The sequence below is a fragment of the gamma proteobacterium SS-5 genome, assembly GCA_009497875.2.
Classification (GTDB): domain Bacteria; phylum Pseudomonadota; class Gammaproteobacteria; order Chromatiales; family Chromatiaceae; genus Magnetovirga; species Magnetovirga frankeli.
Genome location: CP032508.2, coordinates 2,034,061 through 2,055,557 on the forward strand (window position 1 = coordinate 2,034,061; position 21,497 = coordinate 2,055,557).

Consider the following 21,497-nt stretch of genomic DNA (forward strand, 5'->3'; position numbering starts at 1 on the left):
TCGCTGGCAAAGCTCTAAGAATGGACGCAGAGGACGCAAAGGAGCGCAAAGGACGCAGAGAAGAATGAGGAAGAAGTAGCCCGGATGGAGTGCAACGGAAACCGGGGTTATCGCTGGCAAAGCTCTAAGAATGGACGCAGAGGGCGCAAAGAAGCGCAAAGGACGCAGAGAAGAATGAGGAAGAAGTAGCCCGGATGGAGTGTAACGGAATCCGGGGTTGTCGCTGGCAAAGCGCTAAGAATGGACGCAGAGGGCGCAAAGGAGCGCAAAGGACGCAAAGAAGAATGAGGAAGAAGTAGCCCGGATGGAGTGTAACGGAATCCGGGGTTGTCGCTGGCAAAGCTCTAAGAATGGACGCAGAGGACGCAAAGAAGCGCAAAGGACGCAGAGAAGAATGAGGAAGAAGTAGCCCGGATGGAGTGCAACGGAATCCGGGGTTATCGTTGGCAAAGCTCTAAGAATGGACGCAGAGGACGCAAAGGAGCGCAAAGGACGCAAAGAAGAATAAATGGGACTCGACACCTACAGCTAAGAAAATGGGCGCAGAGTTTTAAAGAGAGTTGTAACTCAGCAAACACAAACTCCGTGCGCTCCGCGCTTCTTCGCGCCCTCTGCGTCCTGTTTATAAATACTAAACTTCACGGCTAATCTGCGGTTCATCGAATGAAAGATTTTGGCGTCATTTTCCCCGGCCAGGGCTCGCAATCCCTGGGCATGCTGGCTGAGCTGGGTCAGGCCCATCCCATTGTTTTGGATGTCTTTGCCGAGGCCTCCGAGGCCCTGGGCTTTGATCTCTGGGCGCTGTGCCAGCAAGGCCCGGAGAGCGAACTGAATCAGACACAAAACACCCAGCCGGCCATGCTCGCGGCGGGCATTGCCGTGTGGCGCCTGTGGCAGCAGCACAACGGCCCCGCGCCCAAGCTGCTGGCCGGTCACAGTCTGGGCGAGTACAGCGCCCTGGTGGCGGCGGGCAGTCTGAGCTTTGCCGACGGCATTCGTCTGGTGGCCGAGCGCGGTCGCTTGATGCAGCAGGCGGTGCCCGAGGGGGTTGGTGCCATGGCGGCGATTCTGGGTCTGGAGGATGATCAGGTACGGGCCGCCTGTGCCGCTGCGGCGCAGGATCAGGTATGCGAGGCGGTCAATTTCAATGCCCCCGGTCAGGTGGTGGCCGCAGGCAACAAGGAGGCGATCGAGCGCCTGCTGCCCCTGGCCAAGCAGGCGGGGGCCAAGCGTGCCCTGCCATTGGCGGTGAGCGTGCCCTCCCACTGCGCCCTGATGCGTCCCGCCGCCGAGGCCCTGCAAGCGGTACTGGCGGAGGTGGAGATCAAGCCGCCGAGCATCCCGGTGATCCACAACGTCAGTGTGGCTAGCGAGGCCGATCCCGCCGCCATTCGCCAACTGCTGGCCGAGCAGCTGTACCGGCCGGTGCGCTGGGTAGAGACGGCGCGGCTGATGCAGGCCCAGGGCCTCAATCCCCTGCTGGAGATGGGCCCTGGTAAGGTGCTGACCGGTCTGGTAAAGCGCATCGACAAACAACTCACTGGCCTGGCGGTGCTGGATGACGCCAGCCTGGCCGCAGCCCTGGAGGAGGTCTCTCATGCTGGATAAACAACTCGCCCTGGTCACCGGTGCCAGTCGCGGCATAGGTCAGGCCATAGCCCTGGGTCTGGGCAGGCAGGGTGCCATTGTCATCGGCACCGCCACCTCGGAGCAGGGTGCGGCGGCTATCAGTGAGGCCTTCAAGGTCGCCGGCATCGAGGGCCGCGGCATGGTGCTGGACGTGGCCGATCAGGCCTCGATCGACGGGCTGATGGAGGCGCTGGCGAAAGATTACGGCACCCCGTCCATCCTGGTGAACAACGCCGGCATCACCAAGGACAACCTGCTGATGCGGATGAAGGACGAGGAGTGGCAGGCGGTCATCAATACCAATCTCGGCTCCATCTTCCGCCTCTCCCGCGCCGTGCTGCGCGGCATGATGAAGGCCAAGCGCGGGCGTATCATCAATATTGGCTCGGTGGTGGGCTCCAGCGGCAATGCCGGCCAGACCAATTACGCCGCGGCCAAGGCCGGCCTGCTCGGCTTCACCAAATCCCTGGCCCGCGAGGTGGGTTCACGCGGCATTACGGTGAATGCCGTAGCCCCCGGATTCATCGATACCGACATGACCCGCGCCCTGTCCGACGAGCAGCGCAATGGCCTGCTTGGCAACATCCCGCTGGGGCGCTTGGGGGCAGCTGAGGATATAGCCCATGCGGTGGTTTTTCTCGCCTCGGATGCGGCGGCCTATATCACCGGCGAGACATTGCATGTAAACGGCGGTATGCAAATGTCTTGATCGATTCTTGGAAAGTTATTCAATCAATTGAATTGTAAGTATTAAGAGTGTATTTGTAGCCCTGTAATTGTGGCTTTCCCTGGCTCGGGATAATGTCTACAATAGCCCTGCCGTACGCCACCTGGCGCTACGCTACCCGATTAGAATGCGGAGGATAAAATAAGCATGAGTACCGTTGAAGAGCGTGTTCGCAAGATTGTTGTTGAGCAACTGGGGGTCAAAGAAGAAGAGGTCACCACAGAGGCGTCCTTCGTTGATGATCTGGGGGCCGATTCCCTGGATACCGTTGAACTGGTCATGGCCCTGGAGGAGGAATTCGATACCGAAATCCCCGATGAGGAGGCCGAAAAAATCACCACCGTCCAGCAGGCGGTTGATTACATCAACGCCCACTCCTGAGGGTTCGCCCAGCTCCCGATATCACGGGGGCGTCCGGCCGTTTTTGTTTGAGGGGATTTTGCATCATGAGTGGTAGAAGAAGAGTTGTCGTCACCGGTATGGGGATAGTCTCCCCTGTAGGTCAGGATATCCAATCCGCCTGGGACAACATTCTGGCCGGCAAGAGCGGCATTCAGGCCATCACTCATTTCGATGTGGAGCCCTATTCCACCCGCTTCGGCGGGCCCATCTATGGCTTTGATCTGGAAAGATACCTGACCAAGAAGGAGGCCCGCAAGATGGACCCCTTCATCCACTACGGTCTGGCCGCCGGGGCCCAGGCCTGGGAGGATTCAGGCCTGGTGGTCACGGAGCAAAACGCCAAACGCATCGGCGTGGCGGTGGGTTCGGGTATCGGCGGTATCGGTGGCATAGAATCTGGCTACGGGGCCTACCTCAGGGGCGGTCCGCGCAAGATCTCACCCTTCTTTGTACCGGCCAATATCGTCAACATGGTGGCCGGTCACCTGTCCATCATCTACGGCCTCAGGGGGCCGAACATCTCCATCGTCTCGGCCTGCAGCACAGGTACCCACAACATCGGTGAGGCCATGCGCATGATCGAGCGGGGTGATGTGGACGTAATGATGGCCGGCGGTGCCGAGATGGCCACCACCCCCACCGGTCTGGGCGGCTTTGCCGCCGCGCGGGCGCTGTCCACCCGCAACGATGACCCCCAGGGGGCCAGCCGCCCCTGGGACAAGGAACGCGATGGCTTCGTCCTCAGCGACGGTGCCGGGGTCATGGTGCTGGAGGAACTGGAACACGCCAAGGCTCGGGGGGCGCGCATCTACGCTGAATTGGCCGGCTTTGGCATGAATTCCGATGCCTATCACATGACCTCACCCTCGGAAAACGGTCAGGGGGCCTGTGACTGCATGTTGCTGGCCATGGCCGATGCCGGCATCAACCCCGAGCAGGTGGCCTACATCAATGCCCATGGCACCTCCACCCCGGCCGGGGATCTGGCCGAGACCCAGGGAGTCAAGGGTGCCTTTGGTGCCTATGCCAAGCAGGTAGCGGTCAGCTCCACCAAATCCATGACCGGGCACATGCTCGGCGCGGCCGGCGCGGCCGAGGCCATCTTCACCGTGCTGGCGATCCGCGATCAGGTAGCCCCACCGACGATCAACTACCAAACCCCAGACCCGGCCTGTGACCTCGACTACGTGCCCAACATCGCTCGGCAGATGCCGATTGAACACGCCATCTCCAACTCCTTTGGCTTTGGCGGCACCAATGGCTCATTGCTGATCTCGCGGTTTGGTTGAGTCTGTTAGGACGCAGAGATCGCCAAGAATCGCTTCTTGGCGTTCTCGCTTTTTGGCGTTCTCTGCGTCCCTTTCATTTGCGGACCCTGATTCCTAAATGCAACCCAGCCGCAGCCTAGTCAATGGTGTGGCGACCGATCGGATCGATATTCGTGATCGGGGCCTGGCCTATGGAGATGGCCTGTTTGAAACCCTGCCCCTGCTGGACGGTCGGCCCTGCCTCTGGGCTGGGCATCTGGCCCGTTTGCAATTGGGCTGCCAGCGTTTGGGCATCCCCTTTGCTGATTTTGACCTGCTCGCCGCTGAACTGGGCCAGCTGGCCGGGGGGGAGAGCGGCATCGGCAAGATCGTGATCACCCGAGGCAGCTCCGCTCGGGGCTATGGGGTGTCGGCCGGGCTCAGGCCCAATCGCCTGATTCAGTTCAGCCCGGGCTGGTCGCCACCGGCGTCCATCGATGCGATTCCACGGATTCAGGTGCATCTGTGTCAGACGCGGCTCTCCATCAACCCCCAGCTGGCCGGTATCAAGCACCTGAACCGATTGGAGCAGGTGCTGGCGCGGCAGGAATGGACCGATTCGGAGATTGCCGAAGGTCTGCTCTGTGACAGCCAGGGCCATCTGATCGAGGGTATCTCCAGCAACCTCTTCATCCAGCAGGGCGAGCGCCTGATCACCCCCCTGCTGGATGGTTGCGGCGTTACCGGCATCATGCGCTCCTGTGTCATGCAGGCGGCGGCGGAATTGGCCATCCCACTGGATGAGGCAGGCTTTGGTGTGGATCGCCTGCTGCAAGCCGATGCCGCCTTTGTCACCAACTCACTGACCGGGATCCGCCTGATCTCCGCCCTGCCTGGCCGGGTACTCAAACCTCATCGGGTTTCGAGAAAACTGATAAAACACACCTTGAATAAAATGCTTGAAAGCTGAATCTCATGCGATTTCTGGTTTATTTCTTTGCCCTCACCCTGCTTACCCTGATGCTCGCCACCGGCACCTTGCTGTATCAGGCCGACCGTTTTCTGCAAACCCCACTGCAACTGCCCGAGCAGGGCGAGATCATCCTGGTGCCCGCAGGTGCCTCCCTCAGGGCCATGAGCAGGGCGCTGGAGCGCCAGGGCCTACTCAGCAACGAGCTGTTTCTCTATGCCTACGCCCGCATCAGCGGCCGCGCCCGGCACATCCAGGCTGGAGAATTTCACATCCCCCAGGGTACCCGGCCACAGGGGCTGCTGGATATCCTGGAGAAGGGCAGCCCGGTGCAATACCAACTGGCCCTGATCGAGGGCTGGAATTTCCAGCAGGTGCTGGCGGCGGTGCGCGCCGACCCGGTGCTGGAGCAGACCCTGCAGGGGTTAGATGCAGAACAGATCATGGCCCGCCTGGGCCACCCCGGCGAGCACCCCGAGGGACGCTTCTTTCCGGATACTTACAGCTTTTCCCGAGGCACCAGCGACCTGGAATTTCTGCGCCGCAGCTACCAGCGCATGGAGCAGGAACTGGAGCGGCTCTGGCCCCAGCGCAACCCCGATGTCCCGTTGAAAGACCCCTATCAGGCCCTGATTCTGGCCTCGATCATCGAAAAGGAAACCGGCGCTGCTGAAGAACGGCCGGAGATCGCCGGGGTATTCAGCCGTCGCCTGGACAAGGGCATGCGCCTGCAGACCGACCCCACGGTGATCTACGGCATGGGCGAGGCCTACCAGGGCAACATCCGCCGCCAGGACCTGAAGACGGACACCCCCTACAACACCTACACCCGCAACGGCCTGCCGCCCACGCCCATTTGCATGCCCGGCCAGGCGGCGCTGGAGGCGGCGCTCAACCCCAAGCCCGGCGATAGCCTGTACTTCGTCGCCCGCGGCGATGGTAGCGGCACCCATGTGTTCTCCAGCAACCTCAAGGACCACAACAAGGCAGTACGCAAGCACCAGTTGGGAAAGTAGTGGAGCAACCCCCGGAGCACGGCTCACAGCCCCGCCCACAGGCATTCCCAAAAGCGTAAAATACTATCTATAAAAACTAATTATTTATACTAAGCAGAAAGGAAAAATTGCTTGACGCCATGTTATTTGCTGCTAGAATGTCCGCCTGCTGATTCAGGGTGCCACTAAAGCCATAATGGCTTACTGTGAAACTCGCAAAGCGCACGATTGCCCCTCTCCCACCGGGAGCGTCAGCAAAAAAACCAAAAGCGCCCGTAGCTCAGTTGGATAGAGTACCTGGCTACGAACCAGGTGGTCGGAGGTTCGAATCCTTCCGGGCGCGCCAATTAAAACGAGTACTTATACAAACCGCCGAGAGGCGGTTTTGTCGTTTCAGGGATTTAGGCCTGTTTTGGGGTGGCTTTGCCCGTCAATCTGGACGACTGCGCTTTCCAACCGGTATCATCCGTGCGGCCCATCCTCCATCCAGGTAACTTATTCGCGGCAAATCTGGCCAATTTCTCAGCAAGCTGGAAACGGCGGTGCGGGTTCTCGACCCAGCGATTCAGGCCCTCAAACAACCGCGCCAGCGCATTCTCATCGCCGATGCCGTTGGCCTGGGCAAAACCCTGGCGGCGGTCATTCTGGTATCCGAGCTGATCCGTCGCAGTCGCGGCAAGCGCATCCTGGTGCTGGCGGTATGACCCTCAGCCAGGAGCCCAAGGCACGCGGTGATCAGCGCGTGCTGCAGGTACTCACGGAAAAGGACCAGCAGGCCGGGCGTAATAACGGTGACCCCTCCGAGTTCATGGGGGTGTACAGCATCGACGAGGAAGAGGCCAAGGCCAATGACAGCCTTTGCGTGCTTTCGCTGCTCCCAGATTCAACTCATAAGTGCATAGCTTGATCCAGTGGAAGAAGCGGTCAGCTGCAAGTAGGCCGACCGTTTTTTCAGGCTGGATGACGAACGCCCTCCGGCTGGGTAAGATGGCCGCTCAATAACGATAACGGGGGAGAAGCCAATGGCGGAGAATCGCTGGAACGAGGCCCAGGCTGCGGCCTGTGCCGATGAACTGGACCTGCGTGTGTACAGCTCGCGTCTGCTTGGGGCCGACCCGGCGCTGGTGCTGCACGGCGGTGGTAATACCTCGGTGAAGCTGCGCGAGCGCAACAAGGTAGGCGAGGAGGAGGACATCCTCTACGTCAAGGGCAGCGGCTGGGACCTGGCGCGGATCGAGCGGCCCGGCTTCACCCCCATTCGCATGAATCATCTGCTCAAGCTGGCGCGGCTGGAGCAGCTGTCTGACCTGGACATGGTCAACGAGCTGAAAACCCAGCAGACCTTGGCCTCGGCCCCGACCGGCTCGGTGGAGGCCATACTCCACGCCCTGCTGCCGTTCAAATACGTCGATCACACCCATGCCGATGCCCTGGTCACCGTCAGCAATAGTCCAGGTGGCGAGGCGCGCATGCGCGAGATCTACGGCAACTCGGTGGTGATCATCCCCTATGTGATGCCCGGTTTCGACCTGGCGCGGCTGGTGGCGGAGCGCTTTGCGCGCGAGGCGACCGGCTCCACCATCGGCATGGTGCTGATGGGCCATGGCATCTTCGCCTTTGCCGATGACGCCCGCAGCAGCTATGAGCGCATGATCGGCCTGGTCAATCAGGCCGAGGCCTACCTCAAGACCCATGACGCCTGGCTGCTGCCAAGCAGCAGCACCGAGCCGCCGCTGAAAAAAGAGGACTGCCGCTGGGAGCTGGCCGAGCTGCGCCGACGCCTCTCCCAGGTGGCGGGCTTTCCCCTATTGATGCGGGTCTGTCAGGCCGCGCAGACGGTGGCCTTTGTCAATCACCCGCAGCTGGCGCGGATCAGCCAGCAGGGCCCGGCCACGCCGGATCACGTCATCCGCACCAAGCGCCTGCCCCTGCTCGGTCAGGACGTCAGCGCCTATGTCTCCGCCTACTGTGATTACTTTGAGCGCCATGCGCCCAAGGCGCGAACCCAGGTGGAGATGCTCGACCCGGCCCCCAGGGTGATTCTGGACGCCCCCTGCGGCATGCTCAGTCTGGGCAAGACCGCCGCCGAATGCGACAGCGTGGCGGACATCTACCGGCATACCATGCAGATCATCCAGCGCGCCGAGGCCCTGGGCGGCTGGCAGGCCCTGCCGGAGAAAGACATCTTTGATGTGGAATACTGGGAGCTGGAGCAGGCCAAGCTGAAGCGGCCTGGCAAGCGGCCGCTGTTTCAGGGCGAGGTGGCCCTGGTTACCGGCGCGGCCTCCGGTATCGGCAAGGCCTGCGTCGATTCCCTGCTGGCCCGTGGCGCGGCGGTGGTCGGGCTGGATATCAACGAACAGATCAAGGGGCTCTACGCCGGGCCGGACTTTCTTGGCCTGCAATGCGACATTACCGATCTGAACTGCGTGCGCACCAGCCTGGAGCAGGCCACGCGCCGCTATGGCGGCCTGGATATGCTGATTCTCAACGCCGGCATGTTCCACGGCGGGCAGCGCATCAGCGAGCTGACCGATGAGCTGTGGCGTCGGGTAATGACGGTGAATCTGGATGCCAACCTGGCCCTGCTGCGCGAGTGCCACAGCCTGCTGCGCCTGGCGGCGACTCAGGGCCGGGTGGTGGTGATCGGCTCCAAGAACGTGCCGGCGCCTGGCCCTGGGGCGGCGGCCTACTCGGCCTCCAAGGCGGCCCTGACCCAGCTGATGCGGGTAGCTGCGCTGGAGTGGTCGGGGGAAAATATCCGTATCAACGAGCTGCACCCGGATGCGGTATTCGACACCGGCCTATGGACCGAGGAGGTGCTGCAATCCCGCGCTGAGCATTACGGCATGAGCGTGCAGGAGTACAAGACCAAGAACCTGTTGCGCACCGAGGTACACGCCAGCGATGTGGCGGAACTCGCCGCCGAGATGTGCGGCCCGCTGTTCGCCAAGACCACCGCCGCCCAGGTGCCGGTGGACGGCGGCAACGATCGGGTGGTGTAGGGGATCGCGCCGCTGACGTCTGACCGTTGACCGCTGGCCCTAAAGCTGAACATCCTTCAGCGGGGCCGGCTTGCCGAACAGGTAGCCCTGAGCGTAGTCGCAGCCCTGTTGCGCCAGCAGGGCCAGGTGCTGTTCGGTCTCCACCCCTTCACCCACCACCTTGAGGCCCAGCGCCTGGGCCATGGCGATGGTGGCATTGACCAGTTCCCGGTCGGCCTCGTCCTCGATCATATCGAACACGAACTCGCGGTCGATCTTCAGGGTATGGAAGGGGTAGCGGCGCAGGTAGCTCAGTGATGAGTAGCCGGTGCCGAAATCGTCCATGGCGATGCGCACGCCGGAGCGGCTCAGCGCCTCCAGGGCCTGCCCCACCTGCTTGTGGCCGCTCATCAATACCCCCTCGGTGATCTCCAGCTCCACCTGCTCCCTGTTCACCCCCGCCGTGGCTATGGCCTGTTCGATCTTGTCCAGCAACAGGGGGTCGCGGAACTGGCGCGGCGAGAGGTTGATGGCCATGCCCAGGGGGTGGTCAGCGGCAATCTGCATCTGTTTCAGGTCGAGCAGGGCCTGGTTGAGGACGAATTCGCCAATCGGCAGGATCAGCCCGGTCTGCTCGGCGATGGGGATGAACTCGTCGGGAAAGACATCGCCCAGCAAGGGGTTGTGCCAGCGCAGCAGGGCCTCGAAGCCGACCACCTGGCGACTGACCACGTCTATCTGGGCCTGGTAGTTGACGCAAAACTCGCCACGGGGCAGGGCACCGTGCATCTGCTCTTCCAGTTGCAGGCGGCGGGCCACGCCCCGGTTCATCTCCTCGGTGTAGTAGGCGTAGCTGTTGTGGCCCTGTTGCTTGGCGTGATACATGGCCGTCTCGGCGTTGCGCAGCAGCTCCAGCGGGACATCGCCATCCTGTGGATAGAGAGCGATGCCGATGCAGGTGGTGAGGACAAATTCCCGCTCATCCAGCAGAAAGGACTCGCGCAGGCTGGCCAGGATGCCTTCACTGATGACGCTGACGTGGTCGTCGTCGATGATGCGGCCAAGCAGGATGATGAATTCATCACCGCCCAGGCGGCCCACGCTGTCGCCCCGGCGTACCGCCTGACGCAGACGCTGGGCGGACTCCACCAGTACCCGGTCGCCGAGGTGGTGGCCCAGGCTGTCGTTGATCTTCTTGAAGTCGTCCAGGTCAAGAAACAGCACCGCCACCTTGGCCGCCTCGCGCTGGGCCTCGCTGAGCATGTGCTGGAGGCGGTCCAGGCTGAGGAAGCGGTTGGGCAGGTCGGTCAGGGCATCGTAATGGGCCTGGTGAAAGACCTGCTCCTCGGCCACCTGGCGCTCGGCCAGCTCCTGTTGCAGCTGGGCGGTACGCTGGCGCACCTTGACCCTGAGGGCGTGGTTCCAGTACAGGATGAGGCCGATCAGCAGGCCGATACCGGCCAGCAAATAGAGCGCAAGGCGCATGTCCAGCGGCGGTTCCGCCTGCAGGCTGATCCAGCGCTTGAGGATGGCGTTGCGCTCCTCCTCGCTGATGGAGTCCAGCCCCTTTTGCAGTATGGGCACCAACTCCGGCCAGTCGCTGCGTACCCCCAGGGCCAGCTCGAAGCGGTAGGGCAGCTGCCCGGAGACCTTGAGATTGGTGATGCCATGGCGGCGCAGGGCATGGCTGGCGGCGGCCAGGTTGGCCACATAGGCGTCGGCGCGGCCCTCCAGCACGGCCATCAGGGCGCTGTGGGTGTCGGCATGGGGCTGTAGTTGCAGCTCCCGGTGGTCGCGCAGCAGGTCATGGGTGGCGTAGCCACGCTCCACCGCCACCCTCAGTCCCCGCAGGCCGATCAGGCCATCGATGTAGCCGCTCCCCTCACGGGTAATGATCACCGTCGGGGTGGAGATGTAGGGCTGGGTAAAGCGGGCATAGGCGCGCCTGGGCTCGGTGGCCATGGCGGCGCTGAACAGGTCCAGCTGGCGCTGTTGCAGCAGCCGGGTGATCTGCTCCCAGGGGCGCTTGGGCGAGCTGATAAAACGTACCCCCAGGCGCTGCTCCAGCAGGCGCATGAAGTCGGCGGCGATGCCGATGTGCCTGCCCTTGGCGTCGATCGCCTCGAACGGCAGCCAGTCGGCGTCCGAGGCCAGGCGGATGACCGGGTGATTGGCCAGCCAGAGGCGCTCCTTGGCGGTCAATTGCAGCTCTCGCTGGTGGCTGTCGAGCATCCATTTCTCGCGCAGGGCCAGGCGGGTCTCGTTGTCCAGTTGATCCAGGGCCCGATTCAGCAGCAGGTGCAGGCGCGGCAGGCGGCTGGACACGCCGAGGCTGAATTGCAGATCCTGTAACTGCTCACTGGGCAGGGCACCGGCGATCTTCAGATCGGTGATCAGGTTGGCGCGCAGGAAGTAGCCGGCGTGGATGGCGTTGTCGATGTAATAGTCGGCCTGACCGGCACGCAGGGCACGGTAACCGGCCTCGATGTCGGCCAGTTGCAGCAGTTGCAGGTCGGGGTACTGACTCTGCAACAGATGGGTCTGGCGAAAGCCCTTGACCACCGCCAGACGCTTGCCCTTGAGATCGTCCAGCCCGGTCACGGCAGGGCTGTCGGCACGGCCCACGGCGACAAAGGCGCTGCTCAGGGTGGGCTGGGTGGGCAGGACGAAGTCGCGTTGTTCGACATGGGTGTAGTCGCTGATCAGGTCCAGCTCGTCCTGTTGCAGGGCGTGCAGGGCCTGGGCGTAACCCAGCCCCTGCACCCATTGGACCTTCAGGCCGAGCATCTGCGCCAGGTGCTGCATCAGATCGACGCTGTAACCCCGGGGTCGGCTGTTTTCGATGAAGCTGATCGGCGGCTGGTCGTGGCGCAGGGGGATGCGCAGCGGCGGTAGCCCGGCCAGGTAGGCCCTGTCCCCGGCGCTGAGCCAGGCATCGTTCAGATAGTGCGTGTAGAACATGGCCGGGTCGATGTCGAGCCTCGGGGTCAGGCCGGCCTGGGCGTAGGACTGGGCGATCTTGATGAAGCGGCTCGGCTCGTAATGGCCCAGCTGCACGTGCTCGGGCAGGATCATGCGGGCGGTCTGCCGGGCCTCGTTCTGCAGCTGCGGCCGGGTCAGGCCCTGGCTGTTGTACTTGGCCAGGATCAGGTCGATGATCTCCTTCGGGTGCTGCAGGGCATAGCGCCAGCCCCTGAGGCTGGCGCGGCGGACCTTGGCCACCCGCTGCGGGTGGTTGCGGATCTCCGCCTCGGTGGTGAACAGGTTATCGCCGTAGTGGTCGATGCCGTAGTCCCTGGGGTCGAGGATGCGGATCGGTATATCGCGCTGGGCGTACCAGAAGGGCTGGTCGGTGAGATAGGCGGCCATGGCGTCCACCCCCTGATCCAGCAGGGCGTCGTTACGGAAGTTGGTGGGCAGCTGGGTGAAGGCATCCAAACTGCCCAGAGTAGAGTGCAGCATGACCTGCAAGGGGGCGTCCTCGAAGCCCTGGGCCTCGAACATGACGCGCTTGCCACGCAGATCGAAGGGGGTCTGAATGCCGGACTCCTGCAGGGTCAGCAGCACCAACGGCGAATGCTGGAAGATCTGCGCCAGCAGCACCACGGGTTTGCCCTGCTGGCGGGCCAGCAACAGGCCGATGTTGGAGGTACCGTACTCGGCCTCGCCCCGGGTCACGCTGTCGGCGGCGTTGTACTCGGGATGGCGCTCCAGTAGGCGTACCTGCAGGCCTTCCTCGGCATAGAAGCCCTTCTCCAGGGCAGCGTAGTAACCGGCAAACTGGAACTGATGGCGCCATTTCAGCTGGATGCTGACCGGCTCCAGCCCCCGAGCCAGCCCCTCGGCCAGTACCAGACCGGGCCAGAGCGTCAGGCTCAGCAGGGCCAGGCCGATAAGCCGCAGTGACTGCCAAAGGAGCCATTGGACCCCGCGCAGTTGCCGATATGCAACATAAGGCTTCATGTGCGAGGTCAATAGCCGTCCAGCCGCCGGTTGTTGGCGATCATGCGCTCGGCCAGTACCTCGGCGATGTTACGCATGATCAGATAGCTTACCCTGGGCGCACGCGCCAGCAGGTTATTCAAGTCCTCGCGGGAGATAGCCAGCAGCACGCTCTCTTCGATCACCACGGCATTGGCGCTGCGCTTGGGCAGGGACATGACCAGGGCCACCTCACCAAGGACCTCGCCCGGCCCCAGGGTGAAGTTGATCATGCCCTTGGGGGTGCGCACCTCCACCTTGCCGCTGAGGATGAGAAACATCTGATGCCCAGGCTCCCCGGCGTAAAACAGGGGCGTGCCGGCCACCTGGGGCAGGATGCGGCAGATGTTCAGCAGGGCCTTGTATTCAAAGTCCTGCAGGCCGGCGAAGAAGGGGATCTTCTTCAGGATGCGGATCAGGGTAAGCGGGTCGGGTTGACGTTGTTCCAGTTGCGACATGCCGGGGTTCTCGGTGGCCCTTGGGTAAGGCTTTATGTTGGATCAAAAATTTTGGACGAAATTCGGGACGTCCCTCTTCCTTCACAGCCGTTGCTGCAGCAATTCACTCAATTCACTGTCTTCCAGGTAGATGGGGTTGGTCTGCATGCTGGAGCCGCGGGCCCGGGCCACTACCCAGGGGATGTCCTCGGCCAGCAGGCCGAACTGGCCCAGGCGCGGTATCTGCCACTGCTCGCTCCATTGCTCCAGCTGTTCCACCAGGGCCTGACGGGCCTGCACCGGATCGGGCAGGTCGCGACCGCTGAGCAGGCGGCCGAGCTGGGCCAGGTCGTTCAGGTTGGGGCTGTCGGGCGCGCGCTCGCTCAGGGCCTGGCAGTTCAGCGCCACGGTGGCGGCCAGCAGGCTGCCGCAGGCCACGCCGTGGGGGATGGGGCGGATCGCCCCCAGGGGCGCGGCCAGGCCATGCACCGCGCCCAGTCCGGTGTTGGCCAGACAGAGTCCGGACAGCAGCGAGGCCAGGGCGGTGGCGCTACGCGCCTCGGTATCCTCCCCGGCGCTGTCCCACAGCCGGGGAAAGCCCTGGCGGAAGTGCTCCATGCCGCTCCAGGCCAGGGCGCGGGAGAGGGGGTTGGCGCGGCTGGAGATATAGGACTCCAGCAGTTGGGTGAGGGCATCCATGCCGTTGGCCGCCAGCTGGGGCAGGGGGCAGCCCAGGAGCAGGTCGGGATCCACCAGGGCCAGGCGGGCGATGAGCCGCTCATCGCGAAAGGATTTCTTGAAGCCATCCGGGCCATGGCGGGAGATCACCGCGTTGCGCGTGACCTCGCTGCCGGTACCGGCGGTGGTGGGCACGGCAATCCAGGGCAGGGCAGGGCCCGCGTAGGCCTTGTCGCTGCCGACGCCCTCCAGATAGTCCTGCACCGAATCAGTCAAGGGCAATAGCCCGGCGAGGGCCTTGGCCGCGTCCAGGGCGCTGCCGCCGCCGATGCCGACGATCAGCTCCAGGCCCTGGCCACGATATTCAGCCAGGGCCTGGTCGATCATCTCCACCGTCGGCTCGCCAGGGATACTCAGCCGCTGCCAGCCCAGCCCGGCCTGGGCGAAGGCCTGCTCCAGCCGCTGCAGCCGACCGGATTGCTCCAGGGAGCGGCTACCGCTGACCAGCAGCAGGCGTCGGCCCAGGGCGGCGGCCTCCTCGGCCAGCCGCTCCAGGCTGCCTGCGCCAAACAGGATGCGCGGGGCCAGGCCCCAGGCAAAGGGGGCGATCGGGCTCAATCGACGATCTCCAGGGGGAAGTCGCTACGCGCCTTGTCGGCATGTTCCACCTGGCGGATGTGCTGCTCGCTCTCCTCGGCCATGCGTCCCATCTCCATGATATTGGCGGCCATCTTGGGCAGGGCCTCCTGGCGGTAGCGGGTCAGGTCGTCGAGGGCACCGTGGATGTCGGCGAAGGCCTCACGCAGCTTGCCTATGTCCAGCTGGGTGCTGGCGGCCTGCTTCTGGATTTCCGCGCCCTGGGTCTTGAGGCGCTTGGCAGTGCCGGTGATCAGGTTCTCGGTAGTGCTGTTGATCGCCTGCACCTTTTCCAGCACGATGCGCTGGTTGGCCAGGGCCAGGGCCAGGGTGACGGCGACCTGCAGGGCGCTGACCGTGGTGTTGAGCGCCCGGTTAACGCCGCGCATCAGCTCCTTGTTGTTGCGGATCACCATCTCTATGGTCAGATAGCCCTGTTGGTTGACCAGCAGCTGCTGCTGCAGGTCCTGAATACGCTGGCGCAGGGGGAACAGCAGTTCTTCAGAGATGAATTTGTGCTGCGGGTCGTCCTGCAGGATCTGGTTGTCCAGGGCGTTTTGCAGGCGGGCATCGATCAGTCGGGCCAGCTGGATGGACTTTTCCAGCTTGTGGGTCAGGGCGCGCATGGCGGCCTGGTCGTCGGCCAGGGTGATGTTGTCGCGCTTGAGTTGTTCGCGCCCGGCCTCCAAGGACTTGATGATGGCGTCTATGGTGGTGGAGGCGCTTTCGTAACGGGAGAAATAGCGCTTGAGCGGGGTGCCGACGCCGGGGATATAGCCCAGCAGACGGCTGAACCAACCGGCCTCCAGGTCCAGGTGGGTGGGGTCCAGCTCCTCCACCTCGGTTTTGAGGTCGATCAGGGAGGTGGCCACCTGTCCGCCCTCCTCGCTGTCTTGCATCAGCTTGCTCAGGGGCTGCTTGAGCATGGCGCTGCGCCGGGCCGCCTCGCGCTGCAGGTCCATGCCCATGGCCTCGATAGCGGCCTTGGCACCCTCCTGCTGCTGGCTGTCATTGAGGTCGATCTGGGTGATGCGGGCGACCACATCCTCGGCCTGCTCCTCCAGCTTGGGGTCGGCCCCGGAGGCCACGCCGATCTCCAGGGGATCGGCCAGTTTGAGGTCTTTTTTCAGCGCTTCTTTATCGACAAATACCAGTTGGGACGCGGTTTCTTCAGCCATGGGTAACTCCTATGGGCGCATGGAAATGATGGGGGTTGCCTGATTTGTCTTTGACTTAAATTGCTCAGTTAAGCCACAGAGACACGGAGATCACAAAGTTTTTCAATAAGCTAGGAGCCTGTCGGGTTTAGGTGCCCGTAGCGAGCAAGGTGGGAGAGCGAGAACAAATTTTCACGATTTTGAGGCGCATAGTGGACTTACGCAACGAAAAATCGGGGCCAATGTTCAAAACAATTCTGGGCCGTTCTTCCCACCGGCGCAGTAGGAGCATCCTAAATCCGACAGGCTCCTAGGCTCTGGCTCCATGCTTCGCTCTACCTCCTCTCTCCCTGGAGTCGTCCGTGGCTCCGTGGCTAATTGCCTTTAATTAGGTTCAATCTAGCCGAGTTCACGGCCAATCTTAGCATGAGCCGCCCCAAGGCATTACTGTGAAGGTTGCGCAGCGCTCGTTTGCCACCCCGGCACGCCAGTATCTCGACAGTCCCAACCCCGAGCGGCGACTCAAATACGCCGACTTTATCGACATCTACACCGCCTTGGACGACAATGAACTCAAGCGCTACCAGCAAGACTACTCCGAGAAGAGCTTTGCTATGACCGCATTTATGAACAAAAAGTTCTAAACTTGGTATCCAACGAAATAATGGGGGAGAATAGATGAGGCTAATCGGCAAACGTATTCAGAAAAGCTTATCAAACAGTGCCGACGAAGCAAGCATAAAGTCAGCAATGTCATTCAATGATGGTTTACAACAACTACCTACTGGAAATACAACCTTTATTAAAAAAGGCGTGTACCATTTCAAAACACATGAAGAAGCCAATACGCATTGGTTTACCTCTGTGGCAAAAGGTATTGCAAACCGTGTCTAAAGAAAAGCAATTCAGTCGCCCTGCGACAAGTGATGATCTGAAGCGAATCATTAAATCTCTGAATGATCAAGGTGCAGAATATTTGTTGATCGGTGGTTATGCGCTTTATACCTATGGTTACCACCGAGCTACGGATGACATTGATTTATTATTGCCGCGCGGGGCCGATAAAGCCAAACCAGTTATTAAGGCGCTTTTGATACTGGAAGATAGACAGTCGGCCAACCTTGATCCCGCATGGTTTGATGAGGGTGACACCATTCGCTTGGCAGACGAAGTAGTCGTTGACTTGATGTTTACTGCATGTGGAGAGACCTTTGAATCACTAAGGTCATGCATGAAACAAATCCATATTGATGGCATACCCGTTAAGACACTGACTCTGGAAGGCCTGCTCAAAACAAAGCAGACCGTCAGGGAAAAGGATCTCATGGATAGGCAGATACTAGAATATGCCATTGATCAGTCTAAACGAAATGAGTAATTGTGGTACGTCCCCTATTATTCCTCCATCGCCACATTTGACTCATCTCTAACTATCAGATTCTACTTTTTCTGTTTGTTTGTGATAAATGTTTAACTAATTGGAATGAAGTGCGTTTTTTATGAATATTAACGAAGGTTTTGGTATAGATGAGATTGAAAAATATCTCTCTCTGCCTGATTATCAGCGCACATCAGCAAATTATCGTGAGTCGCTGTTAAACCCAGAATCCACATTCACTAAAGACGAGTCTGAAAGACTAATAGAGATATCGCAACTAGATCAAAATGGATATTCGACTTTTGCGGTTAACAAGTTGTTGATTGATTTGTCTTGGGCATCCTCTTATCTGGAAGGCAATACCTATACACAACTAGAAACCAAAACACTGATTGAATATGGTGAGAAAATTCTTGGCAAGCCAGACGAAGACGCCATTATGATTTTAAATCACAAAAGAGCCATTGAGCATTCTTTGGCGCATCAGGAACTCACGTCTGACAATATATTGAGTATACATAGACTGTTAGCGATTGCTGATTTCAAGGAGCAGTCCAAGCACTTTTTGCCTCAAGATAAATGTGGCGTTATTCGGTCATACACAAATGATGGATTGTACATTGGAGGCTCTACTTATATACCACCGCAAGCAGAAGAGAGAGGAATAAAATATATTCCTGAACAATTTAATAGAATCATTGATGCATCAACCTCAATAGCTGACCCAATTAACAGATCATTTTACCTTTTTACTAGAATTCCCTATTTACAGCCATTTTATGACGCAAATAAAAGGACATCCAGAATTGCGTGTAATATTCCACTCTTCTCTTGCAACTTGGCTCCACTGTCATTTGTTGATTTTCAAAAGCATAGATACATGGGTGGTCTGATCGCTTTCTATGAGCTAGGTGATGAGAGATTGTTAAAATCCGCTTATGTAGAAGCCTATATTTCATCCACATTTAGGTTCAAGAATTTTGGAGAGCATAACAAGATGTCGCTTTCGGTCGAGAGGGGCAAGCATATTAAGTTAGCGGTGGATTATGTTTTGAACGGGACGGATGAAAATAATTTAATTTGGAAAATGCAGTCCAGGTCAAAGTCAGGAGTTACTGGAGGCAGTAACTCTTCAATGTAGGAGTCCAAAACAAGTGCCAAACTTCCAATAACTTAGCGGTCTGTTGTGTGGCTTTGAGGTGCGAATCTGGGAATAATCGTGGTACGTCCCCTATTATTCACGTCCCCTATTATTCACAGTAGGTCGTCGAGTTGGCTATTCAGATCGGTGAGCGCTATCAGTGCAACCACTGGGACTCGACACCTACAGAAACCAGGAACCTGCTCTCTACTCTACCTATTATTCTATAAACTGGTCTACACGAATGTACGGGAGTGAATCATGAATATTGAAGTCGGCTCCTACGAAGCCAAGACAAAATTGCCTGAGTTGTTGCGAGGCATTCAGGCCGGCAACCGTTACACCATCACCTTGAGAGGCGCGGCTGTGGCTGATCTTGTACCAGCAGAAGCCGACAAGCATTCGGATGCCGTGGCCGCTGTCGATGAAATGCTGTCTTTCATGCGGGTTCACAAGTCAGTAGGGGGTATCGACCTCAAGGCACTTATCAACGAGGGTCGGGCGTGAGTTTTGTTATGGATGCCTCGGTGGCACTGCTCTGGCTTGCACCAGCAACCAATCCGGCAGGTGGAGATTACGCCGCCAATACGCTCGCAGCGCTCAAACAGGCAAAAGCCGTTGTTCCATCGTTGTTTGCACTCGAAATCGCCAATGTGATCAGAAAATCGAATCCAAGGGCATTGTGACCGAAGCAGACTCGCAACGTTACATTGGCCTGCTTGAGCGACTCAATATCATCACCGATCAGGCAACAGCTGCACATGCCTTGAGCGAAACGTTGAATCTCGCTCGTCGCTACAATTTATCGGCCTACGATGCGTCCTATTTGGAACTGGCACTGCGCACCTGTCGAGTACCGCCTGATCCTTTGTATTCGGCTCTAGAATCAAATCCTGTACATCAAGGCGGTGCTCACCTACCGGAATTACGCAATATCTATGAATCTTCGCAAATAAATGAGGTATTGATATGCAAAGCTATGAATCAGATGTAGTGGCTTGGGCCAACGAACAGGCAAGACTGATCCGGGCAGGTCGCTTCGATCAATTAGACATCGAACATATCGCGGAGGAGATCGAGGACGTGGGCAAGAGCGAACAGTGGGAATTGGCAAGCCGCATGGCGGTTCTGCTTGCGCATCTGCTGAAGTGGGAATATCAGCCGGCGCGGCGCGGGGCAAGCTGGGAAATAACAATCCGGAGCCACCGAAAAGAGGTGGCCTATATACTTTATGAGTCGCCTAGCCTGAAAGGAAAGCTGGTTGAGCCGCGTTGGCTTGAAATGGTATGGGCAAAAGCAATCAACCAGGCAAATGCAGAAACAGGATTAACAAATTTTCCTGATGAATGTCCTTGGTCAATCAATGATGAGGTTTTGAAAGAAGCATGGTTGCCGGATTGACAAAATAAACTCAAACTGCGCAGAAGGGCCTTGCAGGAGACAGATCCCATGGACCACGACCATAACTACAAAAACCTCATTCTCGACTACCCACGCGAAGCCCTCGTCTTCTTCGCCGCCGCCGAGGCCCAGGCCATTGATGCGGGTGCCCGCATCGTCCCGGTGCGAGAAGAGCAAATCAAAGAACGCCTGGGTGAGCGCTTTCGCGAACTGGACGTGCCCCTGCTGGTGGAATGGAGCGATGGCCGGCGCAGCGCCATCCTCTTCGTGCTGGAAGAAGAAACCGACCCCAAGCGCTTTTCCATCCACCGCCTGGCCCATTACTGCCTGGATCTAGCCGAACTCTTCGATACCGAACGCCTGGTGCCCGTGGTCATCTTCCTGCACCCCGGCAGCTACCCCGAACAACTGCGGCTGGGCAGTGAACACCGCGACTACCTCCACTTCAGCTACCTCAGCACCGCCCTGTTCGCCACCCCGGCAAACCAGTATCTCGACAGCCCCAACATAGTCGCCCGGCTCAGGCTACCCTGCATGGCCTATGCCCCAGAGGACAAGCTTGCCATCTACGCCGCTGCCACCCGTGGCCTGATGGAACTGGAGCCCAACCCCGAGCGGCGGCTCAAATACGCCGACTTTATCGACATCTACACAGCCTTGGACGACAATGAACTCAAGCAGCTACCAGCAAGACTACGCCGAGGAGAACCTTGCTATGACCGCATTATCCGTTCGTATGAGAGAAGAAGGTTTCCAAAAAGGCATACATCAAGGTATGCAGCTAGGAAGGCAAGAAGGCCAACAAGAAGGCCGGCAACAAGGCGAAGCCGAATTACTGCTGCGCCTAATAAGCCGAAAATTCGGCCCCCACGTGGCCCAGCAGCATGAAGCGCGGATCAGGCAGGCCGACCTGAGCAGCTTGGAACACTGGGCCGATACCATCCTCAGTGCCGAAAGCCCAGATGAGCTGTTTGGGTGATAGCACGGCACATGATCTGGCTTCGAGGATCGCAGAGCTGTGAAGGGGAAAAACCTACAGACCAGTGCAGCAGGCAGAGGGTTAATCGTGGTACGTCCCCTATTATTCGGGTAAGCCCGTTCCAGCAGGCCAACCCGAGGGTGTAGGAGCGGCCTTGGCCGCGAAGAGCGCAGAAATCGCGGGCAAGCCCGCTCCCACTGGGCCTGCCCTATTGATACGGTGAAAAATGACCGGTGCTTGTTCGTGGTACGTCCCCTATTATCCCGTCCCCTATTATCCCTATTTCAAATTGAAGAGAAAGAAAATGAAAGCTGAAGTTACTGCAATCATAGAAAGCGCGTCAGAAGGAGGCTATTGGGCGGTATCTCCAGAATTTCCTGGGGCAAATGGTCAAGGTGACACTATAGACGAAGCCCGTAATAGCTTAAAGGCTGCAATAAACCTATTAATAGAAGATCGATTGGAAGATGCACTCAGAGGATTGCCTGAAGACGCTATACGAGAAACGCTAAGCATCACATGAAACGCCGCCAATTGGAAAAATTGCTTCGCCAAGGAGGGTGTTATTTAAAGCGTGAAGGGGCAGAGCATTCACTCTGGATAAATCCCAATACAGGTAAAATTGAAGCCATACCCCGCCATAATGAAATAAAAGAAGGGCTGGCGCTGAAAATATTGAGAAACCTGGTGCAAAGATGAGGCTGCTAATGTGATGCGCAACAGTGTGTTTACACCAAAAATCTGGATTGATATTA

The 21,497-nt window shown here is 59.2% G+C and carries 22 protein-coding genes, 1 tRNA gene and 1 pseudogene; 20 read left to right on the forward strand and 4 right to left on the reverse strand.

All coding sequences use genetic code 11. The annotated features are described in order from the left end of the window. The first annotated feature begins 663 nt into the window (after window positions 1–663). The 10 genes from fabD to D5125_14630 all read left to right on the forward strand — a co-directional run bounded on the left by fabD (window position 664) and on the right by D5125_14630 (window position 8,975). On the forward strand, window positions 664–1,608 hold the full coding sequence (fabD, locus tag D5125_14590; GenBank protein QFY90600.1) for an ACP S-malonyltransferase: 945 nt from the start codon (window positions 664–666) through the stop codon (window positions 1,606–1,608). Then, a complete protein-coding gene (fabG, locus tag D5125_14595) occupies window positions 1,598–2,338 on the forward strand; it encodes a 3-oxoacyl-ACP reductase FabG (GenBank protein QFY90601.1) in 741 nt (246 codons plus the stop codon). Before fabD ends, fabG begins: the two co-directional genes overlap by 11 nt. Before the next feature lie 165 nt (window positions 2,339–2,503). Then, the gene (acpP, locus tag D5125_14600; protein ID QFY90602.1) at window positions 2,504–2,737 is read left to right on the forward strand and encodes an acyl carrier protein; all 234 of its coding nucleotides are present in this window, start codon (window positions 2,504–2,506) and stop codon (window positions 2,735–2,737) included. A gap of 65 nt (window positions 2,738–2,802) precedes the next feature. Beyond that, complete coding sequence (gene fabF / locus D5125_14605; GenBank protein ID QFY90603.1) at window positions 2,803–4,047, forward strand: beta-ketoacyl-ACP synthase II; 1,245 nt, start codon at window positions 2,803–2,805, stop codon at window positions 4,045–4,047. A gap of 97 nt (window positions 4,048–4,144) precedes the next feature. Continuing rightward, a complete protein-coding gene (pabC, locus tag D5125_14610; protein QFY90604.1) occupies window positions 4,145–4,975 on the forward strand; it encodes an aminodeoxychorismate lyase in 831 nt (276 codons plus the stop codon). Between the two features lie 5 nt (window positions 4,976–4,980). Continuing rightward, window positions 4,981–5,991, forward strand: coding sequence for an endolytic transglycosylase MltG (gene mltG, locus D5125_14615; protein QFY90605.1), 1,011 nt, complete (start codon window positions 4,981–4,983; stop codon window positions 5,989–5,991). A gap of 248 nt (window positions 5,992–6,239) precedes the next feature. Then, a tRNA-Arg gene (locus tag D5125_14620) sits at window positions 6,240–6,316 on the forward strand. A gap of 196 nt (window positions 6,317–6,512) precedes the next feature. Continuing rightward, on the forward strand, window positions 6,513–6,674 hold the full coding sequence (locus tag D5125_17160) for a DEAD/DEAH box helicase family protein (protein QPB72263.1): 162 nt from the start codon (window positions 6,513–6,515) through the stop codon (window positions 6,672–6,674). Next, a complete protein-coding gene (locus D5125_14625; protein QFY90606.1) occupies window positions 6,671–6,877 on the forward strand; it encodes a hypothetical protein in 207 nt (68 codons plus the stop codon). The genes D5125_17160 and D5125_14625 overlap by 4 nt, the downstream gene beginning before the upstream one ends. 115 nt (window positions 6,878–6,992) lie before the next feature. Beyond that, a complete protein-coding gene (locus tag D5125_14630) occupies window positions 6,993–8,975 on the forward strand; it encodes a bifunctional aldolase/short-chain dehydrogenase (protein QFY90607.1) in 1,983 nt (660 codons plus the stop codon). A gap of 39 nt (window positions 8,976–9,014) precedes the next feature. Here D5125_14630 and D5125_14635 read toward each other — a convergent pair whose 3' ends face one another. The 4 genes from D5125_14635 to D5125_14650 form a co-directional block, all read right to left on the reverse strand. Then, window positions 9,015–12,917 (reverse strand): transporter substrate-binding domain-containing protein, encoded by a 3,903-nt coding sequence (locus D5125_14635; protein ID QFY90608.1) that lies wholly within the window; start codon window positions 12,915–12,917, stop codon window positions 9,015–9,017. An 8-nt stretch (window positions 12,918–12,925) separates the two neighbouring features. Continuing rightward, the gene (locus D5125_14640; GenBank protein ID QFY90609.1) at window positions 12,926–13,393 is read right to left on the reverse strand and encodes a cyclic nucleotide-binding domain-containing protein; all 468 of its coding nucleotides are present in this window, start codon (window positions 13,391–13,393) and stop codon (window positions 12,926–12,928) included. Window positions 13,394–13,474: 81 nt separating this feature from the next. Beyond that, window positions 13,475–14,668 (reverse strand): iron-containing alcohol dehydrogenase, encoded by a 1,194-nt coding sequence (locus D5125_14645; GenBank protein QFY90610.1) that lies wholly within the window; start codon window positions 14,666–14,668, stop codon window positions 13,475–13,477. Next, the gene (locus tag D5125_14650; protein QFY90611.1) at window positions 14,665–15,864 is read right to left on the reverse strand and encodes a toxic anion resistance protein; all 1,200 of its coding nucleotides are present in this window, start codon (window positions 15,862–15,864) and stop codon (window positions 14,665–14,667) included. The genes D5125_14645 and D5125_14650 overlap by 4 nt, the downstream gene beginning before the upstream one ends. A gap of 428 nt (window positions 15,865–16,292) precedes the next feature. Here D5125_14650 and D5125_14655 point away from each other — a divergent pair, with 428 nt between their 5' ends. From D5125_14655 to D5125_14695, 10 genes and pseudogenes are all read left to right on the forward strand, one after another. Beyond that, window positions 16,293–16,487: a hypothetical protein gene (locus D5125_14655; GenBank protein ID QFY90612.1), complete on the forward strand. Its 195-nt coding sequence runs from the start codon at window positions 16,293–16,295 to the stop codon at window positions 16,485–16,487. Window positions 16,488–16,603: 116 nt separating this feature from the next. Beyond that, entirely contained in the window at window positions 16,604–17,221 is a 618-nt protein-coding gene (locus D5125_14660; protein ID QFY90613.1) for a hypothetical protein, read from the forward strand. Window positions 17,222–17,342: 121 nt separating this feature from the next. Further along, window positions 17,343–18,362, forward strand: a complete 1,020-nt coding sequence (locus D5125_14665; protein ID QFY90614.1) for a Fic family protein — start codon at window positions 17,343–17,345, stop codon at window positions 18,360–18,362. A gap of 261 nt (window positions 18,363–18,623) precedes the next feature. Beyond that, window positions 18,624–18,869 carry a prevent-host-death protein gene (locus D5125_14670; protein ID QFY90615.1) on the forward strand — a complete coding sequence of 82 codons (246 nt, stop codon included), beginning with the start codon at window positions 18,624–18,626 and terminating at the stop codon, window positions 18,867–18,869. Continuing rightward, window positions 18,866–19,048, forward strand: coding sequence for a hypothetical protein (locus D5125_17165; GenBank protein QPB72172.1), 183 nt, complete (start codon window positions 18,866–18,868; stop codon window positions 19,046–19,048). Before D5125_14670 ends, D5125_17165 begins: the two co-directional genes overlap by 4 nt. Next, window positions 19,045–19,356: a type II toxin-antitoxin system VapC family toxin gene (locus tag D5125_17170; GenBank protein ID QPB72173.1), complete on the forward strand. Its 312-nt coding sequence runs from the start codon at window positions 19,045–19,047 to the stop codon at window positions 19,354–19,356. The genes D5125_17165 and D5125_17170 overlap by 4 nt, the downstream gene beginning before the upstream one ends. Next, entirely contained in the window at window positions 19,332–19,763 is a 432-nt protein-coding gene (locus D5125_14680; protein QFY90616.1) for a DUF29 domain-containing protein, read from the forward strand. The genes D5125_17170 and D5125_14680 overlap by 25 nt, the downstream gene beginning before the upstream one ends. Window positions 19,764–19,811: 48 nt before the next feature. Continuing rightward, a pseudogene (locus D5125_14685) lies at window positions 19,812–20,742 on the forward strand (DUF4351 domain-containing protein). Between the two features lie 304 nt (window positions 20,743–21,046). Continuing rightward, the gene (locus D5125_14690) at window positions 21,047–21,265 is read left to right on the forward strand and encodes a type II toxin-antitoxin system HicB family antitoxin (protein QFY90617.1); all 219 of its coding nucleotides are present in this window, start codon (window positions 21,047–21,049) and stop codon (window positions 21,263–21,265) included. Further along, window positions 21,262–21,441, forward strand: coding sequence for a type II toxin-antitoxin system HicA family toxin (locus D5125_14695; protein ID QFY90618.1), 180 nt, complete (start codon window positions 21,262–21,264; stop codon window positions 21,439–21,441). The genes D5125_14690 and D5125_14695 overlap by 4 nt, the downstream gene beginning before the upstream one ends. The last annotated feature ends 56 nt before the right edge of the window (window positions 21,442–21,497 follow it).

Excerpts from the sequence above, each read along its gene's own strand:
- fabD (QFY90600.1), top strand. The coding sequence starts at position 664 with ATGAAAGATTTTGGCGTCATTTTCCCCGGCCAGGGCTCGCAATCCCTG.
- fabG (QFY90601.1), top strand. The coding sequence starts at position 1,598 with ATGCTGGATAAACAACTCGCCCTGGTCACCGGTGCCAGTCGCGGCATA.
- acpP (QFY90602.1), top strand. The coding sequence starts at position 2,504 with ATGAGTACCGTTGAAGAGCGTGTTCGCAAGATTGTTGTTGAGCAACTG.
- fabF (QFY90603.1), top strand. The coding sequence starts at position 2,803 with ATGAGTGGTAGAAGAAGAGTTGTCGTCACCGGTATGGGGATAGTCTCC.
- pabC (QFY90604.1), top strand. The coding sequence starts at position 4,145 with ATGCAACCCAGCCGCAGCCTAGTCAATGGTGTGGCGACCGATCGGATC.
- mltG (QFY90605.1), top strand. The coding sequence starts at position 4,981 with ATGCGATTTCTGGTTTATTTCTTTGCCCTCACCCTGCTTACCCTGATG.
- D5125_14625 (QFY90606.1), top strand. The coding sequence starts at position 6,671 with ATGACCCTCAGCCAGGAGCCCAAGGCACGCGGTGATCAGCGCGTGCTG.
- D5125_14630 (QFY90607.1), top strand. The coding sequence starts at position 6,993 with ATGGCGGAGAATCGCTGGAACGAGGCCCAGGCTGCGGCCTGTGCCGAT.
- D5125_14635 (QFY90608.1), bottom strand. The coding sequence starts at position 12,917 with ATGAAGCCTTATGTTGCATATCGGCAACTGCGCGGGGTCCAATGGCTC.
- D5125_14640 (QFY90609.1), bottom strand. The coding sequence starts at position 13,393 with ATGTCGCAACTGGAACAACGTCAACCCGACCCGCTTACCCTGATCCGC.
- D5125_14650 (QFY90611.1), bottom strand. The coding sequence starts at position 15,864 with ATGGCTGAAGAAACCGCGTCCCAACTGGTATTTGTCGATAAAGAAGCG.
- D5125_14660 (QFY90613.1), top strand. The coding sequence starts at position 16,604 with ATGATGGTTTACAACAACTACCTACTGGAAATACAACCTTTATTAAAA.
- D5125_14665 (QFY90614.1), top strand. The coding sequence starts at position 17,343 with ATGAATATTAACGAAGGTTTTGGTATAGATGAGATTGAAAAATATCTC.
- D5125_14670 (QFY90615.1), top strand. The coding sequence starts at position 18,624 with ATGAATATTGAAGTCGGCTCCTACGAAGCCAAGACAAAATTGCCTGAG.
- D5125_14680 (QFY90616.1), top strand. The coding sequence starts at position 19,332 with ATGCAAAGCTATGAATCAGATGTAGTGGCTTGGGCCAACGAACAGGCA.
- D5125_14690 (QFY90617.1), top strand. The coding sequence starts at position 21,047 with ATGAAAGCTGAAGTTACTGCAATCATAGAAAGCGCGTCAGAAGGAGGC.
- D5125_14695 (QFY90618.1), top strand. The coding sequence starts at position 21,262 with ATGAAACGCCGCCAATTGGAAAAATTGCTTCGCCAAGGAGGGTGTTAT.